The sequence below is a fragment of the Streptomyces sp. NPDC026575 genome (assembly GCF_055567415.1).
Window position 1 is genome coordinate 13,268 of sequence record NZ_JBVHQM010000020.1, and the last position, 24,619, is coordinate 37,886.

38 protein-coding genes are annotated in these 24,619 nt (G+C 67.6%); 2 read left to right on the top strand and 36 right to left on the bottom strand.

Going from position 1 to position 24,619, the window contains the following annotated elements; genetic code table 11:
• Nucleotides 1-13: 13 nt before the first annotated feature.
• Nucleotides 14-292: a hypothetical protein gene (locus ACZ4NB_RS25970; RefSeq protein WP_467665230.1), complete on the bottom strand. Its 279-nt coding sequence runs from the start codon at nt 290-292 to the stop codon at nt 14-16.
• 195 nt (nt 293-487) lie between these two features.
• On the opposite strand from ACZ4NB_RS25970, the gene coaA reads away from it, so the two are divergent.
• Nucleotides 488-1,477, top strand: a complete 990-nt coding sequence (coaA, locus tag ACZ4NB_RS25975; protein WP_467665232.1) for a type I pantothenate kinase — start codon at nt 488-490, stop codon at nt 1,475-1,477.
• 125 nt (nt 1,478-1,602) lie between these two features.
• Here the strand turns inward: coaA and glmM are convergent, their stop codons facing one another.
• The 4 genes from glmM to ACZ4NB_RS25995 all read right to left on the bottom strand — a co-directional run bounded on the left by glmM (nt 1,603) and on the right by ACZ4NB_RS25995 (nt 6,045).
• Nucleotides 1,603-2,961, bottom strand: a complete 1,359-nt coding sequence (gene glmM, locus ACZ4NB_RS25980; protein WP_467665234.1) for a phosphoglucosamine mutase — start codon at nt 2,959-2,961, stop codon at nt 1,603-1,605.
• A 158-nt stretch (nt 2,962-3,119) separates the two neighbouring features.
• Nucleotides 3,120-3,632, bottom strand: coding sequence for a 30S ribosomal protein S9 (gene rpsI / locus ACZ4NB_RS25985; RefSeq protein ID WP_399146551.1), 513 nt, complete (start codon nt 3,630-3,632; stop codon nt 3,120-3,122).
• 42 nt (nt 3,633-3,674) lie between these two features.
• A complete protein-coding gene (gene rplM, locus ACZ4NB_RS25990) occupies nt 3,675-4,118 on the bottom strand; it encodes a 50S ribosomal protein L13 (protein ID WP_393487445.1) in 444 nt (147 codons plus the stop codon).
• Nucleotides 4,119-4,416: 298 nt separating this feature from the next.
• On the bottom strand, nt 4,417-6,045 hold the full coding sequence (locus tag ACZ4NB_RS25995; RefSeq protein WP_467665237.1) for an ABC-F family ATP-binding cassette domain-containing protein: 1,629 nt from the start codon (nt 6,043-6,045) through the stop codon (nt 4,417-4,419).
• Nucleotides 6,046-6,101: 56 nt separating this feature from the next.
• On the opposite strand from ACZ4NB_RS25995, the gene ACZ4NB_RS26000 reads away from it, so the two are divergent.
• A complete protein-coding gene (locus tag ACZ4NB_RS26000) occupies nt 6,102-6,971 on the top strand; it encodes a hypothetical protein (protein ID WP_467665239.1) in 870 nt (289 codons plus the stop codon).
• Between the two features lie 45 nt (nt 6,972-7,016).
• Here ACZ4NB_RS26000 and truA read toward each other — a convergent pair whose 3' ends face one another.
• The 31 genes from truA to rplC all read right to left on the bottom strand — a co-directional run bounded on the left by truA (nt 7,017) and on the right by rplC (nt 24,616).
• The gene (gene truA, locus ACZ4NB_RS26005; protein WP_467665241.1) at nt 7,017-7,883 is read right to left on the bottom strand and encodes a tRNA pseudouridine(38-40) synthase TruA; all 867 of its coding nucleotides are present in this window, start codon (nt 7,881-7,883) and stop codon (nt 7,017-7,019) included.
• Between the two features lie 82 nt (nt 7,884-7,965).
• Nucleotides 7,966-8,442, bottom strand: a complete 477-nt coding sequence (gene rplQ / locus ACZ4NB_RS26010) for a 50S ribosomal protein L17 (protein ID WP_393487439.1) — start codon at nt 8,440-8,442, stop codon at nt 7,966-7,968.
• Nucleotides 8,443-8,569: 127 nt separating this feature from the next.
• Nucleotides 8,570-9,592: a DNA-directed RNA polymerase subunit alpha gene (locus tag ACZ4NB_RS26015; RefSeq protein ID WP_003956430.1), complete on the bottom strand. Its 1,023-nt coding sequence runs from the start codon at nt 9,590-9,592 to the stop codon at nt 8,570-8,572.
• Nucleotides 9,593-9,724: 132 nt separating this feature from the next.
• Nucleotides 9,725-10,351, bottom strand: coding sequence for a 30S ribosomal protein S4 (rpsD, locus tag ACZ4NB_RS26020; RefSeq protein WP_467665243.1), 627 nt, complete (start codon nt 10,349-10,351; stop codon nt 9,725-9,727).
• 27 nt (nt 10,352-10,378) lie between these two features.
• Nucleotides 10,379-10,783 carry a 30S ribosomal protein S11 gene (gene rpsK, locus ACZ4NB_RS26025; RefSeq protein WP_004571845.1) on the bottom strand — a complete coding sequence of 135 codons (405 nt, stop codon included), beginning with the start codon at nt 10,781-10,783 and terminating at the stop codon, nt 10,379-10,381.
• Nucleotides 10,784-10,880: 97 nt separating this feature from the next.
• A complete protein-coding gene (gene rpsM, locus ACZ4NB_RS26030; RefSeq protein WP_018090888.1) occupies nt 10,881-11,261 on the bottom strand; it encodes a 30S ribosomal protein S13 in 381 nt (126 codons plus the stop codon).
• Nucleotides 11,262-11,458: 197 nt separating this feature from the next.
• Nucleotides 11,459-11,572, bottom strand: coding sequence for a 50S ribosomal protein L36 (gene rpmJ / locus ACZ4NB_RS26035; protein WP_003956441.1), 114 nt, complete (start codon nt 11,570-11,572; stop codon nt 11,459-11,461).
• A 60-nt stretch (nt 11,573-11,632) separates the two neighbouring features.
• Entirely contained in the window at nt 11,633-11,854 is a 222-nt protein-coding gene (gene infA / locus ACZ4NB_RS26040) for a translation initiation factor IF-1 (protein WP_003956442.1), read from the bottom strand.
• A 197-nt stretch (nt 11,855-12,051) separates the two neighbouring features.
• Complete coding sequence (gene map, locus ACZ4NB_RS26045; protein ID WP_467665245.1) at nt 12,052-12,888, bottom strand: type I methionyl aminopeptidase; 837 nt, start codon at nt 12,886-12,888, stop codon at nt 12,052-12,054.
• 162 nt (nt 12,889-13,050) lie between these two features.
• Nucleotides 13,051-13,707 (bottom strand): adenylate kinase, encoded by a 657-nt coding sequence (locus ACZ4NB_RS26050; protein ID WP_393487435.1) that lies wholly within the window; start codon nt 13,705-13,707, stop codon nt 13,051-13,053.
• Nucleotides 13,707-15,020: a preprotein translocase subunit SecY gene (gene secY, locus ACZ4NB_RS26055; protein ID WP_393487433.1), complete on the bottom strand. Its 1,314-nt coding sequence runs from the start codon at nt 15,018-15,020 to the stop codon at nt 13,707-13,709. Before secY ends, ACZ4NB_RS26050 begins: the two co-directional genes overlap by 1 nt.
• A 226-nt stretch (nt 15,021-15,246) precedes the next feature.
• Complete coding sequence (rplO, locus tag ACZ4NB_RS26060) at nt 15,247-15,702, bottom strand: 50S ribosomal protein L15 (RefSeq protein ID WP_393487431.1); 456 nt, start codon at nt 15,700-15,702, stop codon at nt 15,247-15,249.
• Between the two features lies 1 nt (nt 15,703).
• Entirely contained in the window at nt 15,704-15,886 is a 183-nt protein-coding gene (gene rpmD, locus ACZ4NB_RS26065) for a 50S ribosomal protein L30 (protein ID WP_384429910.1), read from the bottom strand.
• Nucleotides 15,886-16,488: a 30S ribosomal protein S5 gene (gene rpsE, locus ACZ4NB_RS26070; protein WP_006604888.1), complete on the bottom strand. Its 603-nt coding sequence runs from the start codon at nt 16,486-16,488 to the stop codon at nt 15,886-15,888. The genes rpmD and rpsE overlap by 1 nt, the downstream gene beginning before the upstream one ends.
• 46 nt (nt 16,489-16,534) lie before the next feature.
• Nucleotides 16,535-16,918, bottom strand: a complete 384-nt coding sequence (gene rplR, locus ACZ4NB_RS26075; RefSeq protein ID WP_467665248.1) for a 50S ribosomal protein L18 — start codon at nt 16,916-16,918, stop codon at nt 16,535-16,537.
• 3 nt (nt 16,919-16,921) lie between these two features.
• Nucleotides 16,922-17,461 (bottom strand): 50S ribosomal protein L6, encoded by a 540-nt coding sequence (rplF, locus tag ACZ4NB_RS26080; RefSeq protein ID WP_384429904.1) that lies wholly within the window; start codon nt 17,459-17,461, stop codon nt 16,922-16,924.
• Between the two features lie 22 nt (nt 17,462-17,483).
• Nucleotides 17,484-17,882, bottom strand: a complete 399-nt coding sequence (gene rpsH / locus ACZ4NB_RS26085; protein ID WP_030413019.1) for a 30S ribosomal protein S8 — start codon at nt 17,880-17,882, stop codon at nt 17,484-17,486.
• 240 nt (nt 17,883-18,122) lie between these two features.
• Nucleotides 18,123-18,308 carry a type Z 30S ribosomal protein S14 gene (locus ACZ4NB_RS26090; protein ID WP_004571834.1) on the bottom strand — a complete coding sequence of 62 codons (186 nt, stop codon included), beginning with the start codon at nt 18,306-18,308 and terminating at the stop codon, nt 18,123-18,125.
• 2 nt (nt 18,309-18,310) lie between these two features.
• Nucleotides 18,311-18,871 (bottom strand): 50S ribosomal protein L5, encoded by a 561-nt coding sequence (gene rplE / locus ACZ4NB_RS26095; protein WP_030074789.1) that lies wholly within the window; start codon nt 18,869-18,871, stop codon nt 18,311-18,313.
• Nucleotides 18,871-19,194, bottom strand: coding sequence for a 50S ribosomal protein L24 (gene rplX, locus ACZ4NB_RS26100; protein WP_030413017.1), 324 nt, complete (start codon nt 19,192-19,194; stop codon nt 18,871-18,873). Before rplX ends, rplE begins: the two co-directional genes overlap by 1 nt.
• A 3-nt stretch (nt 19,195-19,197) precedes the next feature.
• On the bottom strand, nt 19,198-19,566 hold the full coding sequence (gene rplN, locus ACZ4NB_RS26105) for a 50S ribosomal protein L14 (protein WP_003998823.1): 369 nt from the start codon (nt 19,564-19,566) through the stop codon (nt 19,198-19,200).
• 104 nt (nt 19,567-19,670) lie between these two features.
• Entirely contained in the window at nt 19,671-19,952 is a 282-nt protein-coding gene (gene rpsQ / locus ACZ4NB_RS26110; protein ID WP_030589651.1) for a 30S ribosomal protein S17, read from the bottom strand.
• Nucleotides 19,952-20,176 (bottom strand): 50S ribosomal protein L29, encoded by a 225-nt coding sequence (rpmC, locus tag ACZ4NB_RS26115; protein ID WP_046927445.1) that lies wholly within the window; start codon nt 20,174-20,176, stop codon nt 19,952-19,954. Before rpmC ends, rpsQ begins: the two co-directional genes overlap by 1 nt.
• Nucleotides 20,176-20,595 carry a 50S ribosomal protein L16 gene (gene rplP, locus ACZ4NB_RS26120; protein ID WP_004571829.1) on the bottom strand — a complete coding sequence of 140 codons (420 nt, stop codon included), beginning with the start codon at nt 20,593-20,595 and terminating at the stop codon, nt 20,176-20,178. The genes rpmC and rplP overlap by 1 nt, the downstream gene beginning before the upstream one ends.
• Nucleotides 20,596-20,600: 5 nt before the next feature.
• Nucleotides 20,601-21,428, bottom strand: a complete 828-nt coding sequence (gene rpsC / locus ACZ4NB_RS26125) for a 30S ribosomal protein S3 (RefSeq protein ID WP_033269706.1) — start codon at nt 21,426-21,428, stop codon at nt 20,601-20,603.
• A complete protein-coding gene (gene rplV / locus ACZ4NB_RS26130) occupies nt 21,428-21,775 on the bottom strand; it encodes a 50S ribosomal protein L22 (RefSeq protein ID WP_004571827.1) in 348 nt (115 codons plus the stop codon). Before rplV ends, rpsC begins: the two co-directional genes overlap by 1 nt.
• Nucleotides 21,776-21,819: 44 nt before the next feature.
• On the bottom strand, nt 21,820-22,101 hold the full coding sequence (rpsS, locus tag ACZ4NB_RS26135) for a 30S ribosomal protein S19 (RefSeq protein ID WP_018090899.1): 282 nt from the start codon (nt 22,099-22,101) through the stop codon (nt 21,820-21,822).
• A gap of 12 nt (nt 22,102-22,113) precedes the next feature.
• The gene (gene rplB / locus ACZ4NB_RS26140; RefSeq protein ID WP_030413014.1) at nt 22,114-22,950 is read right to left on the bottom strand and encodes a 50S ribosomal protein L2; all 837 of its coding nucleotides are present in this window, start codon (nt 22,948-22,950) and stop codon (nt 22,114-22,116) included.
• 39 nt (nt 22,951-22,989) lie between these two features.
• Nucleotides 22,990-23,313 carry a 50S ribosomal protein L23 gene (gene rplW / locus ACZ4NB_RS26145; protein ID WP_189101106.1) on the bottom strand — a complete coding sequence of 108 codons (324 nt, stop codon included), beginning with the start codon at nt 23,311-23,313 and terminating at the stop codon, nt 22,990-22,992.
• Nucleotides 23,313-23,963 (bottom strand): 50S ribosomal protein L4, encoded by a 651-nt coding sequence (gene rplD, locus ACZ4NB_RS26150; protein WP_393324213.1) that lies wholly within the window; start codon nt 23,961-23,963, stop codon nt 23,313-23,315. Before rplD ends, rplW begins: the two co-directional genes overlap by 1 nt.
• Before the next feature lie 8 nt (nt 23,964-23,971).
• Nucleotides 23,972-24,616, bottom strand: coding sequence for a 50S ribosomal protein L3 (rplC, locus tag ACZ4NB_RS26155; protein ID WP_393487424.1), 645 nt, complete (start codon nt 24,614-24,616; stop codon nt 23,972-23,974).
• Nucleotides 24,617-24,619: the final 3 nt, after the last annotated feature.

Below are 24,619 nucleotides of genomic sequence, written 5' to 3' on the forward strand. Positions count from 1 at the left end.
CGACGCCCACCGATCAATAGCCGCGCTCTATCCGGTGCTGCGCCTCGCGCACCGTCTCCAGGAACTCCTCGTCGGCCTCCGCGTCCGCTCCCGGGCCGCTGGAGGGCTCGTAGCGCTCCAGGAAGTCGCCCAGATCCTCGCCCAGGTCCTCGTCCGGGAGGTCCTCGGCCAATTCGGCGAACACCCGCGCGGCGAAGCCGTCCGAGGCGGGGTCCGCCCATTCGTCCCCGGCCGTCCGCGTGTTCCTCCCCCAGGTCCGCTGTCCCAGCAGACCGGCCTTACGCGCTCGCACCCGCGCCCCCTGTCTCGTCCGCGGCCCACGAGCCGGGCCGCACCCCGGTGCCGACCGTACCGGGCAAAATCCCTCGGGTACAGACACCCAGGCAGCGAAGCACCCAAGCCCGCCCCGACTGCCACAAGACCGCCCCGACGCCCCGGTCGGCCACCCCGAGATGAACGGCGTGTGTCGGCTGCGCACAATGGGCGCGTGCCCCTGACGACCGATCCGCAGCAACGACGCCGCGCCGAGCGCTCGCCGTACGTCGATCTGACGCGCGCTCAGTGGAGCGCCCTGAGGGAGAAGACCCCCCTGCCCCTGACGGCCGACGAGGTCGAGCGGCTGCGAGGTCTGGGCGACGTCATCGACCTCGACGAGGTGCGTGACGTCTACCTTCCGCTCTCCCGTCTGCTCAACCTCTACGTCGGCGCGACGAGCAATCTGCGCGGCGCGCTGAACACCTTCCTCGGCGACGCGGGAGGCGGCCAGGGCGCGCAGCCCGGCACCCCGTTCGTCATAGGAGTGGCCGGCAGCGTCGCCGTCGGCAAGTCCACCACCGCCCGGCTCCTGCAGGCGCTGCTGGCCCGCTGGCCCGAGCATCCGCGCGTCGAGCTGATCACCACCGACGGTTTCCTCTTCCCCAACGCCGAGCTGCACCGGCGCGGTCTGATGTCCCGTAAGGGATTCCCCGAGTCCTACGACCGCCGCGCCCTGACCCGCTTCGTGGCGGATGTGAAGTCCGGCAAGGCCGAGGTCACCGCCCCGGTCTACTCCCACCTGATCTACGACATCGTGCCCGGCGAGCGGCTGACCGTGCACCGCCCCGACATCCTCATCGTCGAGGGCCTGAACGTCCTGCAGCCGGCGCTGCCCGGCAAGGACGGCCGCACCCGCCTGGGTCTCGCCGACTTCTTCGACTTCTCCGTCTACGTCGACGCCCGCACCGAGGACATCGAGCAGTGGTACCTCGGCCGCTTCCGCAAGCTGCGCGCGACCGCCTTCCAGAACCCGTTCTCGTACTTCCGCAAGTACACCCAGGTCTCCGAGGAGGAGGCCCTCGACTACGCCCGCATGATGTGGCGCACCATCAACAAGCCCAATCTGCTGCAGAACGTCGCCCCGACCCGCGGCCGGGCGAACCTGGTGCTGCGCAAGGGACCCGACCACAAGGTGCAGCGGCTGTCGCTGCGCAAGCTCTGAGGCCGGCACGACAAGAGCGCGGCCCGTCGCCGGCGATGCCGGCGACGGGCCGCGTCCGAAAACACCTCACGGATCGGGAGAGCCCTTAAGGGGACGCCCGTACGGACACCCCCTGGGGACGCTCCCTAGCCCAGCGCCGACTTCACCGCGTCGGCCAGCCGCTCCGCCACGGCCCGCGCCTGCTCGATGTCGGCCGCCTCCACCATGACGCGGACCAGCGGCTCCGTACCGGACGGCCGCAGCAGCACCCGGCCGGTGGCCCCGAGCTCCCGCTCCGCCTCGGCGACCGCCGCGGTCAGCTCCGGCGAGCTGGCCACCCGCGACTTGTCGACGTCGGGGACGTTGATGAGGATCTGCGGCAGCCGCTCCATGACGCCCGCCAGCTCCCCCAGCGAACGGCCGGTGGCGGCGACCCGGGCCGCCAGCATCAGACCGGTCAGCGTGCCGTCGCCGGTGGTGGCGTGGTCGAGCACGATGACGTGCCCGGACTGCTCGCCGCCCAGCGCGAAGCCGTGCGCCTTCATCTCCTCCAGCACGTACCGGTCGCCGACCCCGGTCTGCACGAAGTCGATGCCCTCGCGCTCCATGGCCAGCTTGAAGCCCAGGTTGGACATGACGGTGGCGACGACGGTGTTCTTGCGCAGCGTCCCGGCCTCGCGCATGCCGAGCGCGAGGACGGACAGGATCTGGTCGCCGTCGATCTCGTTGCCCTCGCGGTCCACGGCCAGGCAGCGGTCCGCGTCGCCGTCGTGGGCGACACCCAGGTCGGCGCCGTGCTCGACGACCGCCGCGCGCAGCTGCGCGAGGTGGGTGGAGCCGCAGCCGTCGTTGATGTTCAGGCCGTCGGGCTCGGTGCCGAGGGTGACGACCTCGGCGCCGGCCCGGGCGAACGCCTCGGGCGACACGCGGGCCGCCGCACCGTGCGCGCCGTCGATGACGACCTTCAGCCCGTCCAGGCGGTTGGGCAGCACGCCGACCAGGTGCGCGACGTAGTTGTCGAAGCCCTCGTCGTAGACGGTGACCCGGCCGACGCCCGCGCCGGTCGGCCGCTCCCACGGCTCGCCGGAGCTGTGCGCGCGGTAGGTCTGCTCGATCCGGTCCTCCAGCTCGTCGGCGAGCTTGTGGCCGCCGCGGGCGAAGAACTTGATGCCGTTGTCGGGCATCGGGTTGTGGCTCGCGGAGAGCATCACACCGAGGTCCGCGCCCAGCGAGCCGGTCAGATACGCGACCGCCGGGGTCGGCAGGACCCCCACCCGCAGTACGTCCACACCGGCGCTGGCCAGTCCGGCGACCACGGCCGCCTCCAGGAACTCCCCCGACGCTCGCGGATCGCGTCCGACCACCGCCACCGGCCGGTGCCCTTCAAACGTGCCCGCTTCGGCGAGTACATGCGCCGCGGCGACCGACAGACCGAGCGCCAGCTCCGCCGTCAGGTCCGCGTTCGCGACGCCGCGCACACCGTCCGTGCCGAAGAGTCGTCCCACTGGTGTCCTCCGAGTTGTCGAGCTTGGACCAGAGCTTTACGTCCAGGTATACGCCCCTGGCTTCAGATATACGCTCCAGGTCCCGGATAGCCGAACGCCCCGGCAGCACGGAGGTGCCACCGGGGCGTTCACAAGAGCTGCGTCGTGCAGCGAGCGGGTTAGCGCTTGCTGTACTGCGGCGCCTTACGGGCCTTCTTCAGACCGGCCTTCTTGCGCTCGACCGCACGGTCGTCACGCTTGAGGAACCCGGCCTTCTTCAGCGCGGGGCGGTTGTTGTCCACGTCCGCCTCGTTCAGCGCACGGGCCACGCCCAGGCGCAGCGCACCGGCCTGGCCGGAGATGCCGCCGCCGGAGATGCGGGCGATCACGTCGTAGCGGTTGTCGAGTTCGAGCACCTTGAAGGGCTCGTTGACTTCCTGCTGGTGCACCTTGTTCGGGAAGTAGCCCTCAAGGGTGCGACCGTTGATCTTCCACTGGCCGGTGCCCGGGACGATCCGGACGCGGGCGATGGCGTTCTTGCGACGGCCCAGGCCGGCGGCCGGCTGCGGGTCGCCGAAGCGGGACGCGAGGGACTCGGAGGTGTACTCCGACTCCACGACCTCGGTCTCGGTGGTGTATTCCTCGACGACGTCTTCGTTCTCGATGACGGTCTCGGGAGTGGTCTCGGCCACGATGCTCCTCAGATTCTCTGTCGTCTTAGGGGGTGGCCGGACTTACTGCGCGACCTGGGTGATCTCGAACGGGACCGGCTGCTGCGCAGCGTGCGGGTGCTCGGCGCCCGCGTAGACCTTCAGCTTCGAGAGCATCTGACGGCCGAGGGTGTTCTTGGGGAGCATGCCCTTGATGGCCTTCTCGACGGCCTTCTCGGGGTTCTTGTCGAGAAGCTCGTCGTAGCGGACGGAGCGCAGACCACCCGGGAAACCGGAGTGGCGGTAGGCCATCTTCTGCGACCGCTTGTTGCCGGACAGGTGCACCTTGTCGGCGTTGACGATGATGACGAAGTCACCCATGTCAACGTGAGGGGCGTACACCGGCTTGTGCTTGCCCCGCAGGAGGGACGCGGCCTGGCTGGCCAGACGGCCCAGGACAACGTCCTGCGCGTCAATGATGTGCCACTGGCGCTGGACATCGCCGGGCTTGGGGCTGAACGTACGCACGTCTTAGCCTTCGCTTCTTGGAGTGGGGTATCCCCTGGTCAAGAAGACCTTGGGGAAGGGTCCTGTACTGGTCCCGTGGTCGATCACACAGCAGGGCGGCACTACGGGTGACGCAACCCGATCGTCCGCCGCTGGTCATCGGCCCGAAGGACCGGCGTAAGGCCCCCTCACGTGAGATAGAGCAAGCCAATACGCATAACGAACCAGCAGAATACCGGGCCGTCCCCGGCGGGGTCAAAACGCCCCCCGCACGGGCACCGGGTCCGCGCACCGGCCCCCTTGTCCGCCGCCGGCCGCCCTACCGCTTCCGCTCGACGCGGCGCTCGTCCCACACCGGCTCCGCCGACTCCCGCACCACCCCGTCCGCCCCGAACACCAGGAACCGGTCGAAGGAGCGCGCGAACCACCGGTCGTGCGTCACCGCCACCACCGTCCCCTCGTACGCCTCCAGCCCCTCCTGCAACGCCTCCGCCGACTCCAGGTCCAGGTTGTCGGTCGGCTCGTCCAGGAGCAGCGCCGTCGTACCGGAGAGCTCCAGCAGCAGGATCTGGAAGCGGGCCTGCTGGCCGCCGGAGAGCCGCTCGAAGCGCTGCTCGGCCTGCTTCTCCAGCTCGTAGCGGCGCAGCGCGGACATCGCCTGGCCCTTGTCCTTGGCGTGCTCGGTCCACAGGATGTCCAGCAGCGGGCGGCCCATCAGCTCGGGGTGGGCATGGGTCTGCGCGAAGTGGCCGGGCACGACGCGGGCGCCCAGCTTCCAGGTGCCGGTGTGCGGGACGGGCCGCTCGGCGTCCTGGGCCAGCAGCCGCAGGAAGTGCGACTTGCCGGAGCCGTTGGAGCCGAGGACCGCGACCCGCTCACCGTAGAAGATCTCCAGCGAGAAGGGCTTCATCAGCCCGGTCAGCTCCAGGTCCTCGCAGGTCACCGCCCGTACGCCGGTGCGCCCGCCGCGCAGCCGCATGGTGATGTCCTGCTCGCGCGGCGGCTCCGGCGGCGGGCCGGCCTCCTCGAACTTCCGCAGCCGGGTCTGCGCCGCCGCATAGCGCGAGGCCATCTCATGGCTGACCGAGGCCGCCTGCCGCAGCGAGACCACCAGCTTCTTGAGCTGGGCGTGCTTCTCGTCCCAGCGCCGACGCAGCTCCTCGAAGCGGGCGAAGCGCTCCTTGCGGGCCTGGTGGTAGGTGCCGAAGCCGCCGCCGTGCACCCAGACGTCGGAGCCCGCCGGGCCCGGCTCGACGCTGATGATCTTCTCCGCGGCGCTCGCCAGCAGCTCCCGGTCGTGCGAGACGAACAGCACCGTCTTACGGGTCTGCCGCAGCTGCTCCTCCAGCCACCGCTTGCCCGGCACGTCCAGATAGTTGTCCGGCTCGTCCAGCAGCAGCACCTCGTCCGTGCCGCGCAGCAGCGACTCCAGCACCAGCCGCTTCTGCTCGCCGCCGGACAGCGTGCGCACCTGGCGCCACTGGGCCTTCTCGTACGGCATCCCCAGCGCCGCCGTCGTGCACATGTCCCAGACCGTCTCGGCCTCGTAGCCGCGCGCCTCGGCCCAGTCGCTGAGCGCCTGGGCGTACGCCATCTGCGCGTCCTCGTCGTCGGCGGTCATGATCGCCGTCTCGGCGGCGTCCACCGCCGCCGCGGCCTGCCGAATCCGCGGCTGCGCGACGGAGACCAGCAGATCGCGCACCGTACGGTCGTCGCGCACGGAGCCCACGAACTGCGGCATGACGCCGAGCCCGCCGCTGACCGTCACCGATCCGCCGTGCGGCGCCAGCTCGCCGGCGATCAGCCGCAGCAGCGTCGTCTTGCCGGCTCCGTTGGCCCCCACCAGCGCCACCGACGCGCCCTCCCCCACGCGGAAGGAGACATCCCCCAGCAGGGCCCTCCCGTCCGGCAGGTAGTACTCCAGATGGCCGGCTTCAAGATGTCCCATGGGCGGGATTGTGACCGCCCTCCACCCGTTCCACCAACCCCATTAGGATGCGCGGCATGAGTTTCGGGCAAGGCGGGCCCTTCGACGGCCCCGGGGGATCATCGTCCACTCCTGACTGGGGCGCACTCGCCGAGGAGAGCGAGGCACAGGCCCGCCGCAAGCGCTGGATGTGGATCGGCGGCGGCGTGCTGGCGGTCCTCGCGGTGGCCGGCGTCGTCACCGGCGCCGTGCTGGCCGGCGGCGGCGACACACCGGGCGGCGGCGCGTCGGCGACCCCCGCCGCGTCCGGCCAGGCCGCGGAGCCGGACGACAAGCCGTCCTTCCCCGACGTCTCGGTGCCGCCCCCGCCCAACCCACAGGACTACATCTCCGACCCCAAGAAGGACACCGCGCCGCTCACGCCGGCCTCCCTCTTCGGGCAGAAGACCATGGTCATCGGCGAGCACAGCTACCCCCGTACCAACACCGCCACCACCAAGGACTGCACCGCCGCCGCCCAGGGCGCGCTGGTCTCCTCGCTCACCCACAACGGCTGCCGGCAGCTGGTGCGCGCCACGTACTCCAAGGGCGGCGTCGCGGTCACCGTCGGCATCGCGGCCTTCGACTCGCCCGCCAAGGCCACCAAGGTCATGAACGAGGCCAAGACCAACCTGATGCCGCTGCCCGGCGGCGGCGTCCCCTCGGACTTCTGCCAGGGCCACAAGTGCCGGATGGCGACCAACGCCACCGGCCGCTACGCCTACTTCATCATCGCCGGCTACCTCAACGGCAAGGATGTCGTCCCGTCCGAGACCAAGGCCCAGCAGATCGCCCGGGACGGCGGCTCCTACGCCTTCACCCGGATCACCCAGCGCGGCAAGGACCAGGCCGCGAAGGCCGCGGAGCGGCAGCTGAAGGAAGCCCAGAAGAAGGCCGGCCAGTCCTGACGCCCCTGGTGGCGCGGCCCCGGGCAGCGCCACCACCGGGCCGGCTCAGCAGCAGCCGCCCACGGAGGCTCCCGGCAGGGTCCGCTTGTTGCGCGCTTCGAGGTTCCGGGCCCTCAGCAGCTCGTCGGCCGGGTACCCGACCTCCTCCAGCGTCAGCCCGTGCGGCCGTACGACGTGCACCGCGGAGTCCCGTACGCCCGCGGCCAGCACCTTCCCCGGCCACTCCGGCGGCCGGTGGCCGTCCCCGACGAACAGCAGCGCGCCGATCAGCGACCGCACCATGTTGTGGCAGAAGGCGTCCGCCCGCACGGTCGCGGTGATGATCCCGTCGGCGCCGCGCTCCAGGCTCAGCTCCTGCAGCGTCCGGATGGTCGTCGCCCCCTCGCGCCGCTTGCAGTACGCCGCGAAGTCGTGCTCCCCCAGCAGCGGACCGGCCGCCTCGTTCATGGCGTCCACGTCGAGCGCCCAGTCGTGCCACAGCACATGGCCGCGCAGCAGCGGGTCCACGCCCCCGTGGTGGTCGGTGACCCGGTACGCGTACCGCCGCCAGATCGCCGAGAACCGCGCGTTGAAGCCTTCCGGCGCCTCGGTCAGCGACCACACCCGCACGTCCTTGGGCAGCCGTCCGGCCAGCCGCTTGAGCAGCTTCTCCCGATGCTCGGCCCACAGCTCCGCGGGGAGGTCGACGTGCGCCACCTGCCCGCGCGCATGCACCCCGGCATCGGTCCGGCCCGCGACGGTCAGCTCGTACGTGGTCTGGCGCGACCGCGTCACCGTCCGCAGCGCGTCCTCGATCTCCCCCTGGACCGTCCGCTGCCCCCCGGCCTGCTTGGCCCACCCGGAGAAGTCCTTCCCGTCGTAGGAAAGGTCCAGCCGCACCCGGACGTACCCGGGCTTCACCTCGTCGCTCACACCCACCATCCTCTCAAGCTCCCGGCATACGGAAGCGGGCCCGCCCCCGAAGGGACGGACCCGCTCGACGCGAGGCGAAGCCTCAGGCGTCCTTCGACTCCTCGGCCGGGGCCTCGGTGGTCTCGGCCGCAGCGGCCTCCGCGTCCTTGGCCGCACGCTTGGTGGCGGCCTCGGCCTCACCAGTCGCCTGCTGCGCCACGGTCAGCGCCTCCACCAGCTCGATGACGGCCATGGGAGCGTTGTCGCCACGGCGGTTACCGATCTTGGTGATACGGGTGTAGCCACCCGGGCGGTTCTCGAACCGCGGGGCGATCTCCGTGAAGAGCGTGTGCACGACGCTCTTGTCCGAGATCAGCTGCATGACCTGACGGCGGTTGTGAAGGTCGCCCTTCTTCGCCTTGGTCACCAGACGCTCCGCGTACGGACGCAGACGACGGGCCTTGGCCTCGGTCGTGGTGATGCGACCGTGCTCGAAGAGAGCGGTGGCCAGGTTGCGCAGCATCAGACGCTCGTGTGCGGCGCTGCCGCCCAGACGGGCACCCTTGGCGGGCTTCGGCATGTGTATCTCCTTCATTGCTGCACCGGCCGTATCAGGTACCGGTGTCAGTTCCCGCGAGGCGGCCGCCCCGCGGAAGCATCACACGGTCGGGGTCCGGGACGGCGCCCCGGACCCCGACCGGTCGAACTCAGTACTGCTCGGTCTCCACGAACCCGGCGTCCGCGTCGTCGTCCGCGCCGAAGGCGTCGGCGGCGGCGGTCGGGTCGAATCCGGGCGGGCTGTCCTTGAGCGCCAGGCCCATGCCGGCCAGCTTCGCCTTGACCTCGTCGATCGACTTCGCACCGAAGTTGCGGATGTCGAGCAGGTCGGCCTCGGAGCGCGCCACGAGCTCACCCACGGAGTGGATGCCCTCACGCTTGAGGCAGTTGTACGAGCGAACGGTGAGCTCAAGCTCCTCGATCGGCAGCGCCAGGTCGGCGGCGAGGGCGGCGTCCGTCGGGGACGGGCCCATGTCGATGCCCTCGGCGTCGATGTTGAGCTCGCGCGCCAGACCGAACAGCTCGACCAGCGTCTTACCGGCGGACGCCATGGCGTCGCGCGGCCGCATGGCCTGCTTGGTCTCGACGTCGACGATCAGCTTGTCGAAGTCGGTGCGCTGCTCGACACGGGTCGCCTCGACCTTGTAGGTGACCTTGAGCACCGGCGAGTAGATCGAGTCGACCGGGATACGGCCGATCTCCTGGCCCACCTGCTTGTTCTGCACGGCGGAGACATAGCCGCGACCGCGCTCGACGGTCAGCTCCATCTCCAGCTTGCCCTTGCCGTTGAGCGTGGCGAGGACCAGGTCCGGGTTGTGGACCTCGACACCGGCCGGGGGCGCGATGTCGGCAGCGGTGACCAGGCCGGGACCCTGCTTGCGCAGGTACATCACGACCGGCTCGTCGTGCTCCGAGGAGACGACCAGCTGCTTGATGTTGAGGATGAGGTCGGTGACGTCCTCCTTGACGCCCGGCACGGTGGTGAACTCGTGCAGGACACCGTCGATGCGGATGGACGTGACCGCCGCACCCGGGATCGAGGAGAGGAGCGTACGACGCAGGGAGTTGCCGAGGGTGTAGCCGAAGCCCGGCTCCAGCGGCTCGATCACGAACCGGGAGCGGTATTCGTCGACGACCTCTTCGGTCAGAGAGGGACGCTGAGCAATCAGCATGTTTTCGGTCCTTCAGTCGTGGGCGCCCGCTATTTGACGCCCGCTGTACTGACAAGGGTACGGGCGGTACGACGCCAATGGCCCCGTACCGCCCACACCCGCCGGCTCTTACCTGAGGAGAGCCGACGAGCCCTACTTCGAGTAGAGCTCGACGATCAGCTGCTCCTGCACCTGGGTGTCGATCACCTGGCGCTCGGGCAGGCTGTGCACCAGAATCCGGAGGTTCGACGGGATCGCTTCCAGCCAGGCCGGAACGGTCTTCTCGCCGGCCTCGGCCTTGGCCACCTCGAAGGGGGTCAGGTTCCGAGAGCCCTCGCGGACCTCGATGATGTCGTTCACCGCCACACGAGCCGACGGGATGTCGGTCTTGCGGCCGTTCACGGTGATGTGTCCGTGACGCACCAGCTGACGGGCGTGGTCCCGGGACTTGGCAAAGCCGGCCCGGTAGACCACGTTGTCGAGACGGGTCTCAAGGATGCGCAGAAGGTTCTCACCGGTCTTGCCGGACTTCTGGTTCGCTTCCTTGTAGTAGTTCACGAACTGCTTCTCAAGGACACCGTAGATACGGCTGCACTTCTGCTTCTCACGAAGCTGGAGCAGGTACTCGCTGTCCTTGGTGCGCCCGCGACCGTGCTCACCCGGGGGGTAAGGACGGATCTCGATCGGGCACTTTGCGCTCTCGCACTTGCTCCCCTTGAGGAAGAGCTTCTGCTTCTCCCGACGGCAACGCTTGCAGTCGGCCCCGGTGTAACGCGCCATTGTCTAGTTGTCTCCTACTTCAGGTGGTCAGACGCGGCGACGCTTGGGCGGGCGGCATCCGTTGTGCGGGGTCGGGGTGACGTCCTGGATGGAGCCGACCTCAAGACCGGTCGCCTGCAGCGAACGGATGGCCGTCTCGCGACCCGAACCCGGGCCCTTGACGAAGACGTCAACCTTGCGCATGCCGTGCTCCTGCGCGCGGCGGGCGGCCGACTCGGCGGCCATCTGCGCGGCGAAGGGGGTGGACTTGCGCGAGCCCTTGAAGCCGACGTGGCCGGCAGAGGCCCAAGAGATCACGTTGCCCGTGGGGTCCGTGATCGAGACGATCGTGTTGTTGAACGTGCTCTTGATGTGAGCGTGCCCGTGGGCGACGTTCTTCTTCTCCTTGCGGCGCACCTTCTTGGCGCCGGCCGTACGGCCCTTCGGAGGCATTCATTACTCCCGTGGAGGTGGTCGGTCCTACAGCGAAGACCGCTTGGGGGGCTCTGAGGGGTATCCCCCCAGAACACACAGTGCGTCCTGCTGAGGACTACTTCTTGCCCGGCTTCTTCTTGCCGGCGATCGCGCGACGCGGACCCTTGCGGGTACGGGCGTTCGTGCTGGTGCGCTGACCGTGCACCGGCAGACCGCGACGGTGACGCAGACCCTGGTAGCAGCCGATCTCGACCTTGCGGCGGATGTCCGCCTGGATCTCGCGACGGAGGTCACCCTCGGTCTTGAGGTTGTTGTCGACGTACTCGCGGATCTTGACGAGGTCTTCCTCGGCCAGGTCGCGGACCCGGGTGTTCGGGTTCACGCCGGTGGCGGCGAGAGTCTGCTGCGAGAGCGTCCGCCCGATACCGAAGACGTAGGTGAGGGCGACCTCCACACGCTTTTCGCGCGGGAGATCAACGCCTGCGAGGCGTGCCATTGATGTGGCTCCTGATGGCTATTCGGAGGTCTTCCGCAGCACCGTTCCCGTAAGACTCTGCAGAATTACGAGCCGGGTCCCCGGCCTCCGAGCCGGGGGTGTCGTCCCCACGCGAGTGGTGCGGGGGGTCGGGTGACTGCGTATGTACGTGTGTGCTTGCGTCGCGCGAACTGCGAAATGCAGGTGGTCGGCGTGCGTCAGCCCTGGCGCTGCTTGTGGCGCAGGTTGTCGCAGATGACCATGACCCGGCCGTGGCGGCGGATCACCTTGCACTTGTCGCAGATCTTCTTGACGCTCGGCTTGACCTTCATGGGATGTGAGGTTCTCCGGGTCAGTGCCGTCGCCCCACGGGAGCGGGACGTCGACAAGATCTACTTGTAGCGGTAGACGATCCGGCCACGCGTCAGGTCGTACGGAGAAAGCTCCACGACGACCCGGTCATCCGGGAGGATGCGGATGTAGTGCATCCGCATCTTGCCGCTGATGTGCGCGAGGACCTTGTGACCGTTCTGGAGTTCCACCTTGAACATGGCGTTCGGGAGGGACTCGATCACGGTGCCCTCGATCTCGATGGCACCTTGCTTCTTGGCCACGCTTCGCCTTTCGAATCGGCTACCTTGATCGACTCTTGCGTCTCCGCGACATCGAAGATGCCACCTGTCTACAGGCATACGGATGCACGAGAGCCGACGCGTCAGTCTACGTCAGTGCCTGGGAAAAGACGAATCCTGGATTATTGCCCACCAGGGGTGATCCTTACGCCCGGGGGCCGCGCCGGGGCGCAAGCGGCTCAGGCCAGGGGGTCGGGCGCGGCCGTGATCCCCAGCTCGGCCAGCTTCGCCTTGCCGCCGTCCGGAGAGGTCAGCACCAACGGGCCGTCCTCGGTCAGCGCGACCGAGTGCTCCCAGTGCGAGGACCAGCTGCCGTCGTTCGACTTGACCGTCCAGTCGTCCTCAAGGACGTGGGTCTTGGGCGTACCGAGATTGACCATCGGCTCGATCGCGATGCAGAAACCGGGCACCAGCTTGGGGCCGCGGCCGCGCTTGCGGTCGACGTAGTTCAGCAGATGCGGGTCCATGTGCATCTGCGAGCCGATGCCGTGGCCGCCGTAGTCCTCGACGATGCCGTACTTGCCGCTGACCGGACGGGGCTGGCGCCGGATGTAGCCCTCGATCGCCTTGGAGATGTCGACCAGGCGGTTACCCTTGGCGACCGCCGCGATACCGGCCCACATCGACTCCTCGGTGACCCGGCTGAGCTCGATCAGCTCCGCGGAGTGACCCGACCCGACGAAGGCGGTGTACGCGGCGTCGCCGTGCCAGCCGTCGATGATCGCGCCGCAGTCGATGGAGATGATGTCCCCGTCCTGCAGCACCGTCTCGGTGTCGGGGATGCCGTGCACCACGACATCGTTCACCGAAGTGCAGATGGTCGCGGGGAAGCCGCCGTAACCGAGGAAGTTCGACTTCGCGCCGTGCTCGGCGAGCACCTTGCGCGCCGCGTCGTCCAGGTCCTTGGTCGTGGCGCCCGGCACCGCGACCTTCCGGGTGGCGGCGTGGATGGCGGCGACCACCAGCCCCGCCTCGCGCATCTTCGCGATCTGCTCGGGGGTCTTGATCTCCACCATTGCGGCTGGCTCTCCCTTTGCGGCCGGGCCGCCGCCGCTCGCGCGGAGGTGGCTGGTCGCCTCGTGGTTGCTCGATGCTGATTGCGGCTACCACGGTACCCGTACGCAATACGGCCGCGGCGCCCCGTCGGGGCACCGCGGCCGTATCGAAGCCGGTTGCTGCTACGCCTCGCGCGAGGGCAGCGCGGCCATCGCGCGCTGCGTGACCTCTTCGACCTTGCCGAGGGCCGGGATCGTCACGACCAGGTCCTGGGCCTTGTAGTAGTCGATGATCGGCTCGGTCTCCGTGTGGTAGACCTCCAGCCGCTTGCGGACGGTCGCCTCGCGGTCGTCGTCACGCTGGTACAGCTCGCCGCCACAGACGTCGCAGACGCCCTCGGTCTCCGGCTTGTTGTACTCGGCGTGGAAGACGTGGCTGGAGTCCTTGCGGCAGATCCGCCGGCCGGCGATCCGCTTGACGACCTCGTCCTCCGGGACCTCCAGGTCCAGGACGGCGTCCAGCTTCAGGCCGTGGCTCTTGAGGTACTCGTCCAGCGCCTCGGCCTGGCCGAGGTTGCGCGGGAAGCCGTCGAGGAGGAAGCCCTCGGCGGCGTCGGCCTGCTCCATGCGGTCCTCGGCCATGCCGATGGTGACCGAGTCGGGCACCAGGTTTCCGGCGTCCATGTAGGACTTCGCCTCGACACCCAGGGGCGTGCCCTGACTGATGTTGGCGCGGAACAGGTCCCCCGTGGAGATGTGCGGGATCGCGAGGTTCTTGGCAAGGTACGCAGCCTGCGTACCCTTGCCGGCCCCCGGGGGTCCGACGAGGACGATTCGCATCAGCGGAGGAACCCTTCGTAGTTGCGCTGCTGAAGCTGGCTCTCGATCTGCTTCACGGTCTCCAGGCCCACACCCACGATGATGAGGATGCTCGTCCCGCCGAACGGGAAGTTCTGGTTCGCGTTGAAAAGCACCAACGCCACTGTTGGTACGAGCGCGATCAGCCCCAGGTACAGCGAGCCCGGCCACGTGATCCGGTTGAGCACGTAGCTGAGGTACTCGGCCGTCGGGCGACCAGCCCGGATACCCGGGATGAAGCCACCATACTTCTTCATGTTGTCGGCAACTTCTTCGGGGTTGAAGCTGATGGCGACGTAGAAGAACGCGAAGAAGACGATCAGCAGGAAGTACGTAACGATGTAAACCGGGTGATTTCCCTTGGTGAAGTTGGTGGCGATCCAGGTCGCCCATGCCGCCTTCGACCCGCTGAACTGTGCGATGAGGGCTGGAATGTAGAGCAGCGATGACGCGAAGATGACGGGAATCACACCCGCCTGATTCACCTTGAGCGGGATGTACGTGGACGTACCGCCATAGGACCGGCGACCGATCATCCGCTTCGCGTACTGCACGGGAATGCGCCGCTGGGCCTGCTCGACGAAGACCACCAGGGCGACCATCGCCAGGCCGACCGCGATCACCGCGAAGAACTCGATCCAGCCATCGGCGAGCTTGCCGGTGAGCTTGATCTGCCACAGGGCGCCCGGGAAGCCGGCGGCGATCGAGATGAACATCAGGATGGACATGCCGTTGCCGATACCGCGGTCGGTGACGAGCTCACCGAGCCACATGATCAGGGCGGTGCCGGCGGTCATCGTGATGACCATCGTGATGGTGGTGAAGATCGAGTCGCTGGGCACGATCTCGCTGGCGACCGGGCAGTTCTGGAAGAGCGCGCCGCTGCGGGCGGTGGCCACCAGGCCGGTGCCCTGCAGGATGGCGAGCGCCACGGTCAGATAGCGGGTGTACTGGGTGATCTTCGCCGTGCCGGACTGCCCCTCTTTCTTGAGGGCCTCCAGCCTGGGGATCACCACGGTCAGCAGCTGGAGGATGATGCTCGCCGTGATGTACGGCATGATCCCCAGCGCGAAGATCGTGATCTGCAGCAGCGCACCACCGCTGAACATGTTCACCAGGGCGAACAACCCGCTGTTGCCGCCGGCCTGCCGCATGCAGGTCTCGACGTTCGCGTAGTTCACCCCGGGGACCGGGACGTGCGCTCCGATCCGGTAGAGCACGATGATGCCCAATGTGAACAGCAGCTTCTTGCGCAGGTCGGGCGTCTTGAACGCTCGGGCGAACGCGGTGAGCACGGTGCCTCCTGCGCCTCTTCGCCCCTTAGGCGAGAGGTGACGGTCTTGAGGATCGACGAATACATAGGCCAAAAACCGCCCGGACACGGCCCGTGCGGCGGGGCCCGGGGCCTGAGCCCCGGAAAACAGCAGTGCCTGCCACCTTACCGGCGACCGTACCCCCTTGGAACGACCAACCGGGGATGCCCCAAACGATGGGCATCCCCGGTCAGTTGAATCAACGAACTCAGATGAGTTCGGTGACGGTGCCGCCGGCGGCGGCAATCTTCTCCTTGGCGGAGCCGGAAACGGCGTCAACCGAAACCTGCAGCGCCACGGAGATCTCGCCCTGGCCCAGGACCTTGACGAGCTCGTTCTTGCGCACCGCGCCCTTGGCGACCAGGTCGGCCACCGTGACCTCGCCACCCTGCGGGTAGAGCGCGGCCAGCTTGTCCAGGTTCACGACCTGGAACTGCTTGTGAGCGGGGTTCTTGAAACCCTTCAGCTTCGGGAGGCGCATGTGGAGGGGCATCTGCCCACCCTCGAAGCGCTCCGGAACCTGGTAACGGGCCTTCGTACCCTTGGTACCACGACCAGCGGTCTTACCCTTGGACGCCTCGCCACGACCCACGCGGGTCTTGGCGGTCTTGGCGCCCGGGGCAGGACGGAGGTTGTGGACCTTGAGCGGGTTCTGCTCCGCCATGTCAGTCGACCTCCTCAACCGTCACGAGGTGGCGGACGGTGTGCACCATGCCGCGGAACTCGGGGCGGTCCTCCTTGACAACCACGTCGTTGAGCTTCTTCAGGCCCAGCGAACGAAGGGTGTCGCGGTGGTTCTGCTTGCTACCGATGTAGGACTTCGTCTGCGTGATCTTGAGGTGCGCCATTACGCGGTCACCCCTGCACGCGCCCGCAGCAGAGCGGCGGGAGCAACGTCCTCCAGCGGCAGGCCACGACGGGCCGCGATCTCCTCGGGGCGCTGAAGGCCCTGAAGCGCGGTCACCGTGGCGTGCACGATGTTGATCGGGTTCGACGAACCGAGCGACTTGCTCAGCACGTCGTGGATGCCCGCGCACTCCAGAACGGCACGCACGGGGCCACCGGCGATCACACCGGTACCGGGGGAAGCCGGCTTGAGCAGGACGACGCCCGCAGCCTTCTCGCCCTGGATGGGGTGAGGGATGGTGCCCTGGATACGGGGGACCTTGAAGAAGTTCTTCTTGGCCTCTTCCACGCCCTTGGCGATGGCAGCCGGAACTTCCTTGGCCTTGCCGTAACCGACACCTACGGTGCCGTCACCGTCGCCCACCACGACCAGCGCGGTGAAGCTGAATCGACGACCACCCTTGACAACCTTGGCGACGCGGTTGATCGCGACAACGCGCTCAACGTACGCGGTCTTCTCGGCGGCAGCGCCACCGTCGCGACCCTTCCGGTCCCGCCGCTCGCCGCCACCGGCACCGCTCCCGCGGCGCTGGGGTCCAGCCATTGGATTTACCTCTCTCTGTTACGTCCGCTAGCTCCGGAACCGGGGCTTAGAACTTCAGCCCGGCTTCGCGGGCGGCGTCGGCCAGAGCGGCAATCCGCCCGGCGTACTGCTTGCCACCACGGTCGAACACGACGGCCTCGACACCGGCGGCCTTGGCACGCTCGGCGACCAGGGAGCCGACCTTCTGGGCCTGGGCGCTCTTGTCGCCCTCGCCACCACGGATCGACGCGTCCAGGCTCGACGCCGAGGCCAGCGTGTGGCCCTGGATGTCGTCGATGACCTGCGCGGTGATGCCGCGGTTGGACCGCGTCACGACCAGACGCGGACGCTCCGCGGTACCCGAAATCCGCTTACGGATGCGGATGTGGCGACGCTTGGCGGCGGCGCGCTTGTAAGCGTCACCCTTCGCGATCTTCACACCGTATGCCATGGCTTACTTACCAGCCTTTCCGACCTTGCGGCGGATGACCTCGCCGGCGTACTTGACGCCCTTGGCCTTGTACGGGTCAGGCTTGCGCAGCTTGCGGATGTTCGCCGCCACCTCGCCGACCTTCTGCTTGTCGATGCCCTCGACGCTGAGCTTGGTCGGGGACTCGACCTTGAAGGAGATCCCCTCGGGGGCCTCGATCACGATCGGGTGGCTGTAGCCCAGGGCGAACTCCAGGTTGGAGCCCTTGGCCTGGACGCGGTAACCGACACCGCTGATCTCGAGCGCCTTGCTGTATCCCTGGGTCACGCCGGTGATCATGTTCGCCACCAGCGTGCGGGACAGGCCGTGCAGGGCCTTGTTCTGACGCTCGTCGTTCGGGCGGGTGACGTTGATGACGCCGTCCTCACCCTTGGCGACCTCGATGGGAGCGGCCACGGTGTGCGAAAGGGAGCCCTTGGGACCCTTCACGTTGACCGTGCGGCCCTCGATGGTGACGTCCACACCAGCGGGAACCTGGATGGGCAGCTTGCCAATGCGCGACATTAGCTATTCCTCCGTTCCCGGGTTACCAGACGTAGGCGAGGACTTCCCCACCCACGCCCTTCTTCTGCGCCTGCTGGCCGGTGAGCAGACCGTGGGACGTGGAGATGATCGCCACGCCCAGGCCGCCGAGCACCTTCGGCAGGTTGGTGGACTTTGCGTAGACCCGGAGGCCCGGCTTCGAGATCCGCTTGATGCCGGCGATCGAGCGCTCGCGGTTCGGGCCGAACTTCAGCTCAAGGACGAGGTTCTTGCCGACCTCGGCGTCCTCGACGCGCCAGCCGGTGATGTAACCCTCCTGCTGGAGGATCTCCGCGATGTGCGACTTGATCTTGCTGTGCGGCATCACGACGGTGTCGTGGTACGCCGAGTTCGCGTTCCGCAGACGGGTCAGCATGTCTGCGATGGGGTCAGTCATGGTCATGAATTGGCCTTCGGCCTCTCTCGCCGGGGTTTCCTATGTGCGCCATCCCTCTCCCCGATCAGAGTCGGGACGGGTGCGGCGCGGGGACCTACGGCGTAGTAAGCGACGTTATGCGGGCTTCGCCCGCGGTCGGTCTCGGGCGGCGGGACGCCCAAACCCCTCTACCCTACGGGAAAAAAAGGGGCGGGGATCCCGCCGACCGATTGCTTACCGAGAGCCCCGGTCATCCCAAGTGAGGGATTACCAGGAGCTCTTGGTCACGCCCGGCAGCTCGCCACGGTGAGCCATCTCACGAAGGCACACGCGGCACAGGCCGAACTTGCGGTAGACGGAGTGCGGACGGCCGCAGCGCTGGCAGCGCGTGTACGCGCGGACAGCAAACTTCGGCTTACGAGCCGCCTTAGCGATCAGAGCCTTCTTCGCCACGGTCAGTTCTCCTTGAACGGGAAGCCGAGGTGACGAAGCAGGGCGCGGCCCTCATCGTCGTTGGACGCCGTGGTGACCACGGTGATGTCCATGCCCCGCGTCCGGTCGATCTTGTCCTGGTCGATCTCGTGGAACATGACCTGCTCCGTGAGACCGAAGGTGTAGTTGCCCCGACCGTCGAACTGCTTCGGGGACAGACCACGGAAGTCGCGGATGCGCGGCAGCGCGAGCGACAGCAGGCGGTCCAGGAACTCCCACATGCGGTCACCACGGAGGGTGACGTGGGCACCGATCGGCTGGCCCTCGCGCAGCTTGAACTGCGCGATGGACTTACGGGCCTTGGTGACGGCCGGCTTCTGGCCGGTGATCGTGGTGAGGTCGCGGATGGCGCCCTCGATCAGCTTGGAGTCGCGGGCGGCGTCGCCCACACCCATGTTGACCACGATCTTGGTCAGACCGGGGATCTGCATGACGTTCTCGTAGGAGAACTCGTCCTTCAGCTTCCCGGCGATCTCTTCGCGGTAGCGCGTCTTCAGACGCGGCGCGTTGGTGGTGGCAGTCATCAGATGTCCTCACCGGTCCGCTTGGCAACGCGGATCTTGTTGCCCTCGTCGTCGAAGCGGTATCCGACGCGGGTGACAACCTTCTGGCCGTCCTTCTCCACAACCAGCTGAACGTTGCTGACGTGGATGGGGGCCTCGGTCGTCACGATGCCGCCGGTCTTCGAACCACGAGCGGTCTGGCCGGCCTTGGTGTGCTTCTTGACCCGGTTGACACCCTCGACCAGGACGCGGTCCTCGCGGGGGAAGGCCTGGATGACCTTGCCCTGCTTGCCCTTGTCCTTACCGGTGATGACCTGGACCAGGTCGCCCTTCTTGATCTTCATCGGTTACAGCACCTCCGGCGCGAGCGAGATGATCTTCATGAACTTCTTCTCGCGCAGCTCACGGCCCACGGGGCCGAAGATACGGGTGCCGCGGGGGTCGCCATCGTTCTTGAGGATGACGGCCGCGTTCTCGTCGAAGCGGATGTACGAGCCGTCGGGACGGCGGCGCTCCTTGACGGTGCGAACGATGACCGCCTTGACGACGTCACCCTTCTTCACGTTGCCACCGGGGATCGCATCCTTGACGGTGGCGACGATGACGTCACCGATGCCCGCGTAGCGGCGACCGGAACCACCGAGAACACGGATGCAAAGGATCTCCTTCGCACCAGTGTTGTCGGCGACCCGCAGTCGCGACTCCTGCTGGATCACGTCTATCTCCTGTTTGTCTGCCGGTTCCCGGCGAGAAGCGCGAGTGCTTCGCGCTTCTCGCCGAGCCTGGCGGAACTGTTCCTAGGGGGTCCCCCTAGGAGGGATTACTTGGCCTTCTCGAGGATCTCGACGATGCGCCAGCGCTTGCTGGCGGACAGCGGCCGGGTCTCCATCAGGAGGACGCGGTCGCCGACGCCGGCAGCGTTCTGCTCGTCGTGCGCCTTGAGCTTGTTGGTACGGCGGATGACCTTGCCGTACAGCGCGTGCTTGACGCGGTCCTCGACAGCGACGACGACGGTCTTGTCCATCTTGTCGCTGACGACGAGACCCTCACGGGTCTTGCGGAAACCGCGCTCGTTCGTCTCAGTCACATTCTTCTCGCTCATCAGGCGCTCTCCACCGTCTCGATGCCCAGCTCGCGCTCACGCATCAGGGTGTAGATCCGGGCGATGTCCTTGCGGACGGCCTTCAGCCGGCCGTGGTTCTCGAGCTGTCCGGTCGCCGCCTGGAAGCGGAGGTTGAACAGCTCTTCCTTGGCCTCACGGAGCTTGGCAACGAGGTCCTCGTTGTTCAGCTCGCGCAGCTCGGACGCCTTGGTAACGGCCGACATCACGATTCACCTGCCTCGCGCCGAACGATGCGGCACTTCATCGGAAGCTTGTGGGCGGCGCGGGTCAGCGCCTCCTTAGCAACCTTCTCGTTCGGGAAGGACAGCTCGAACATCACCCGACCGGGCTTGACGTTCGCGACCCACCACTCCGGAGAACCCTTACCGGAACCCATGCGGGTCTCGGCGGGCTTCTTCGTGAGCGGGCGGTCCGGGTAGATGTTGATCCAGACCTTGCCGCCACGCTTGATGTGACGGGTCATCGCGATACGAGCGGACTCGATCTGACGGTTCGTCACGTAGGCCGGAGTGACGGCCTGGATTCCGTACTCACCGAAGGCCAGCTCGGTGCCACCCTTGGCCATACCGTTGCGCTTCGGGTGGTGCTGCTTGCGGTGCTTGACCCTGCGAGGGATCAGCATGTCGGTCAGGCCTCCGTTCCGGGGGTCTCCGCCGGAGCAGCGGCAGCGGCCTCGGCCTTGGGGGCCTCGGCAGCGGCGCTCTGCTGCTGCGGCTTGCGGCCGCCGCGGCCGCCGCGCTCGCCACCGCGACGCGGGCGGTCGTTGCCACCACCGCGAGCCGGGCGGTTACCCGCACGGGCGGCAGCGTTCTCGGCGCGAACCTCGGCGATGTTCTTGACGTCGCCCTTGTAGATCCAGACCTTCACGCCGATGCGGCCGAAGGTGGTCTTGGCCTCGAAGAAGCCGTAGTCGACGTTCGCACGGAGCGTGTGCAGGGGCACACGGCCCTCGCGGTAGAACTCCGAGCGGGACATCTCGGCGCCGCCGAGACGGCCACCGCACTGGATCTTGATGCCCTTGGCGCCGGCCTTCATCGTCGACTGCATGCTCTTACGCATGGCGCGACGGAAGGAGACGCGGGACGAGAGCTGCTCGGCGACGGCCTGGGCCACCAGCTGCGCATCGGTCTCGGGGTTCTTGACCTCGAGGATGTTCAGCTGGACCTGCTTGCCGGTCAGCTTCTCCAGCTCGCCGCGGATGCGGTCCGCCTCGGCGCCGCGGCGGCCGATGACGATGCCCGGACGAGCGGTGTGGATGTCAACGCGGACGCGCTCACGGGTGCGCTCGATCTCCACCTTGGAGATACCGGCGCGCTCCATGCCCTTCGTCATCATGCGACGAATGGCGACGTCTTCCTTGACGTAGTCCTTGTACAGCTTGTCGGCGTACCAACGCGACTTGAAGTCGGTGGTGATGCCGAGCCGGAACCCGTGCGGGTTTACCTTCTGGCCCATTACCGGGTTCCTTCCTTGCTGCTGACGACCACGGTGATGTGGCTGGTCCGCTTGCGGATCCGGTAGGCACGACCCTGGGCACGCGGACGGAACCGCTTCAGGGTCGGGCCCTCGTCGACGTACGCCTCGCTGATGACCAGCGAGGAGGCGTCCGTGTGGTCGTAGTTGTGCGCGGCGTTGGCAATGGCGCTGTCCAGCACCTTGCCAACCGGCACGCTCGCGGCCTGCGGGGCGAAACGCAGGACCGCCTGAGCCTCCGTGGCATCCATGCCACGGATAAGGTCCACCACGCGGCGGGCCTTCATGGGCGTGACGCGGATGTACCGCGCCTGGGCCCTGGCTTCCATGGTTGTCCCTTCGGTGTCAGTCATAGTCTTCGCACTCCGGTCGATCAGCGACGACGCGACTTGCGGTCGTCCTTCTCGTGGCCGCGGAAGGTGCGGGTCGGCGCAAACTCGCCGAGCTTGTGGCCGACCATCGACTCGGTGACGAACACCGGGACGTGCTTGCGGCCGTCGTGCACCGCGATCGTGTGGCCGAGCATGGCCGGGACGATCATGGAGCGGCGGGACCAGGTCTTGATGACGTTCTTGGTGCCTGCATCGTTCTGAACGTCCACCTTCTTGGAAAGGTGGTCGTCGACGAAGGGCCCCTTCTTGAGACTGCGCGGCATCTAAACCCGCTCCTAGCGCTTCTTGTTCGTCTTGCGGCGGCGGACGATGTACTTGTTGCTTGCCTTCTTCGGCGAGCGAGTACGACCCTCCTTCTGGCCCCAGGGCGAGACCGGGTGGCGACCACCGGAAGTCTTGCCCTCACCACCACCGTGCGGGTGGTCAACCGGGTTCATCACGACACCACGCACGGTCGGGCGGACGCCCTTCCAGCGCATACGGCCGGCCTTGCCCCAGTTGATGTTCGACTGCTCGGCGTTGCCGACCTCGCCGACGGTGGCGCGGCAGCGCACGTCGACCAGGCGGATCTCACCGGACGGCATACGAAGGTGGGCCATCGCGCCCTCCTTCGCCAGCAGCTGCACGGAGGCACCGGCCGAGCGGGCGAACTTCGCACCGCCGCCCGGACGCAGCTCGATCGCGTGGATCGTCGTACCCACGGGGATGTGGCGCAGCGGCAGGTTGTTGCCCGGCTTGATGTCGGCGCCAGGGCCGTTCTCAATCCGAGCACCCTGGACCAGGCCACGGGGCGCGATGATGTAGCGCTTCTCGCCGTCTGCGTAGTGCAGCAGCGCGATGCGCGCGGTGCGGTTCGGGTCGTACTCGATGTGCGCGACCTTGGCCGGCACGCCGTCCTTGTCGTGACGACGGAAGTCGATCACGCGGTAGGCGCGCTTGTGGCCACCACCCTGGTGGCGAACGGTCACACGACCGGCGTTGTTACGGCCGCCCTTGCTGTGCAGCGGGCGGACCAGCGACTTCTCCGGCGTGGACCGCGTGATCTCGACAAAGTCGGCGACGCTGGAGCCACGACGGCCCGGGGTCGTCGGCTTGTACTTGCGGATACCCATTTCTCAGTCCTCGTCCGATTCCGGACGACTCGGACTCCGTTAGGAGACCGGGCCGCCGAAGATGTCGATACGGTCGCCCTCGGCGAGGGTCACGATGGCGCGCTTGGTGTTGGCGCGCTTGCCGTAACCGGTGCGGGTGCGCTTGCGCTTGCCCTGCCGGTTGATCGTGTTGACCCCGGTGACCTTGACCGAGAAGACCGCCTCGACGGCCTGCTTGATCTGGGTCTTGTTGCTGCCGGGCGCGACGATGAACGTGTACTTGTTCTCGTCCAGCAGCGCGTAGCTCTTCTCGGAAACCACCGGCTTGACGAGAACGTCGCGCGGGTCCGTGAAGGTCTTGCTGGTGACGACGGCCTCAGTCATCAGGCGTCGCTCCCTTCGGTCTCAGCGGCCTTGGGGCCAGACACGAAGGACTCGAAAGCGGCCTTGGTGAAGACCACGTCGTCGGAGACGAGCACGTCGTACGTGTTCAGCTGGCCCGGCTCCAGGATGTGAACCTGGGGCAGGTTACGGGCGGACAGCCACGCGGCCTCGTCGCTGCGCTCGGCGACCAGGAGCACGTTCTTGCGCTCGCTGACCTTGCCGAGGAGAGCCTTGGCGGCCTTGGTGGAGGTCGCACCCTCGACCACGCCGGAAACGACGTGGATGCGCGAGTTGCGGGCCCGGTCGGTGAGGGCACCGCGCAGGGCGGCGACCTTCATCTTCTTGGGCGTCCGCTGCGAGTAGTCACGCGGCACGGGGCCGTGGACGATGCCACCGCCGGCGAACTGCGGCGCACGGGTCGAACCCTGACGCGCCCGGCCGGTGCCCTTCTGGCGGTACGGCTTCTTGCCACCGCCGCGGACCTCGCCGCGAGTCTTGGTCTTGTGCGTACCCTGACGGGCAGCGGCCAGCTGCGCGACAACGACCTGGTGGATCAGCGGAACGCTGACCTTGGCGTCGAAGATCTCCGTGGGGAGCTCGACGGTACCGGCCTTGTCGCCAGCAGGCGAAAGGATGTCAATGGTGCTCATCGGTTACCTCAGGCCCCCTTGGCCGCGGTACGGACCAGGACGAGGCCGCCGTTCGGACCAGGAACTGCGCCCTTGATGAGCAGCAGACCCTTCTCCGCGTCAACGGCGTGGACGGTCAGGTTCTGGGTGGTGACCCGCTCATTGCCCATACGGCCGGCCATCCGCATGCCCTTGAACACGCGGCCCGGGGTGGCGCAGCCACCGATGGAGCCCGGCTTGCGGTGCACGCGGTGGGCACCGTGCGAGGCCTTGCCGCCGTGGAAGCCGTGACGCTTCATGACACCGGCGAAGCCCTTGCCCTTGCTCTTGCCGGTCACGTCCACCTTGACGCCGGACTCGAAGGTCTCAGCGGTCAGCTCCTGGCCGAGGGAGTACTCGCCGGCATCGGGAGTACGGACCTCGACGAGGTGACGACGGGGGGTGACGTCGGCCTTCGCGAAGTGGCCCTTGAGGGGCTTGTTCACCTTGCGCGGGTCGATCTCGCCGAAGGCGATCTGGACGGAGTCGTAACCGTCCTGGTCATTGGTGCGCACCTGGGTAACGACGCAGGGGCCGGCCTTCACCACGGTCACCGGGACGACACGGTTGTTCTCGTCCCAGACCTGGGTCATGCCGAGCTTCTCGCCCAGGATGCCCTTGATCTGCTTAGCCATCTC

What these genes read in the sequence shown, in the direction of transcription:
- rpsD (WP_467665243.1), bottom strand. Translation starts at nt 10,351, where the DNA reads ATGGCGCGTTACACCGGGGCCGACTGCAAGCGTTGCCGTCGGGAGAAG.
- rpsH (WP_030413019.1), bottom strand. Translation starts at nt 17,882, where the DNA reads ATGACCATGACTGACCCCATCGCAGACATGCTGACCCGTCTGCGGAAC.
- rplO (WP_393487431.1), bottom strand. Translation starts at nt 15,702, where the DNA reads ATGGCGGAGCAGAACCCGCTCAAGGTCCACAACCTCCGTCCTGCCCCG.
- map (WP_467665245.1), bottom strand. Translation starts at nt 12,888, where the DNA reads ATGGTGGAGATCAAGACCCCCGAGCAGATCGCGAAGATGCGCGAGGCG.
- rplD (WP_393324213.1), bottom strand. Translation starts at nt 23,963, where the DNA reads ATGAGCACCATTGACATCCTTTCGCCTGCTGGCGACAAGGCCGGTACC.
- rplE (WP_030074789.1), bottom strand. Translation starts at nt 18,871, where the DNA reads ATGACTGCCACCACCAACGCGCCGCGTCTGAAGACGCGCTACCGCGAA.
- rplP (WP_004571829.1), bottom strand. Translation starts at nt 20,595, where the DNA reads ATGCTGATCCCTCGCAGGGTCAAGCACCGCAAGCAGCACCACCCGAAG.
- rplQ (WP_393487439.1), bottom strand. Translation starts at nt 8,442, where the DNA reads ATGCCGAAGCCCGCCAAGGGTGCCCGTCTGGGCGGCAGCGCCGCACAC.
- rplR (WP_467665248.1), bottom strand. Translation starts at nt 16,918, where the DNA reads ATGGCATACGGTGTGAAGATCGCGAAGGGTGACGCTTACAAGCGCGCC.
- rpsQ (WP_030589651.1), bottom strand. Translation starts at nt 19,952, where the DNA reads ATGAGCGAGAAGAATGTGACTGAGACGAACGAGCGCGGTTTCCGCAAG.
- ACZ4NB_RS26015 (WP_003956430.1), bottom strand. Translation starts at nt 9,592, where the DNA reads ATGCTGATTGCTCAGCGTCCCTCTCTGACCGAAGAGGTCGTCGACGAA.
- rpmC (WP_046927445.1), bottom strand. Translation starts at nt 20,176, where the DNA reads ATGTCGGCCGTTACCAAGGCGTCCGAGCTGCGCGAGCTGAACAACGAG.
- rpsK (WP_004571845.1), bottom strand. Translation starts at nt 10,783, where the DNA reads ATGCCTCCGAAGGGCCGTACGGCCGGCGCCAAGAAGGTGCGCCGCAAG.
- rplC (WP_393487424.1), bottom strand. Translation starts at nt 24,616, where the DNA reads ATGGCTAAGCAGATCAAGGGCATCCTGGGCGAGAAGCTCGGCATGACC.
- rplF (WP_384429904.1), bottom strand. Translation starts at nt 17,461, where the DNA reads ATGTCGCGCATTGGCAAGCTGCCCATCCAGGTTCCCGCTGGTGTGGAC.
- rpsS (WP_018090899.1), bottom strand. Translation starts at nt 22,101, where the DNA reads ATGCCGCGCAGTCTCAAGAAGGGGCCCTTCGTCGACGACCACCTTTCC.
- ACZ4NB_RS26050 (WP_393487435.1), bottom strand. Translation starts at nt 13,707, where the DNA reads ATGCGAATCGTCCTCGTCGGACCCCCGGGGGCCGGCAAGGGTACGCAG.
- rpmD (WP_384429910.1), bottom strand. Translation starts at nt 15,886, where the DNA reads ATGGCGCACCTCAAGATCACGCAGACGAAGTCCTACATCGGTAGCAAG.
- ACZ4NB_RS25995 (WP_467665237.1), bottom strand. Translation starts at nt 6,045, where the DNA reads ATGGGACATCTTGAAGCCGGCCATCTGGAGTACTACCTGCCGGACGGG.
- ACZ4NB_RS26000 (WP_467665239.1), top strand. Translation starts at nt 6,102, where the DNA reads ATGAGTTTCGGGCAAGGCGGGCCCTTCGACGGCCCCGGGGGATCATCG.
- rplB (WP_030413014.1), bottom strand. Translation starts at nt 22,950, where the DNA reads ATGGGTATCCGCAAGTACAAGCCGACGACCCCGGGCCGTCGTGGCTCC.
- rpsM (WP_018090888.1), bottom strand. Translation starts at nt 11,261, where the DNA reads ATGGCACGCCTCGCAGGCGTTGATCTCCCGCGCGAAAAGCGTGTGGAG.
- rplV (WP_004571827.1), bottom strand. Translation starts at nt 21,775, where the DNA reads ATGGAAGCCAGGGCCCAGGCGCGGTACATCCGCGTCACGCCCATGAAG.
- rpsC (WP_033269706.1), bottom strand. Translation starts at nt 21,428, where the DNA reads ATGGGCCAGAAGGTAAACCCGCACGGGTTCCGGCTCGGCATCACCACC.
- rplX (WP_030413017.1), bottom strand. Translation starts at nt 19,194, where the DNA reads ATGAAGATCAAGAAGGGCGACCTGGTCCAGGTCATCACCGGTAAGGAC.
- rplW (WP_189101106.1), bottom strand. Translation starts at nt 23,313, where the DNA reads ATGACTGAGGCCGTCGTCACCAGCAAGACCTTCACGGACCCGCGCGAC.
- rpmJ (WP_003956441.1), bottom strand. Translation starts at nt 11,572, where the DNA reads ATGAAGGTCAAGCCGAGCGTCAAGAAGATCTGCGACAAGTGCAAGGTG.
- rpsE (WP_006604888.1), bottom strand. Translation starts at nt 16,488, where the DNA reads ATGGCTGGACCCCAGCGCCGCGGGAGCGGTGCCGGTGGCGGCGAGCGG.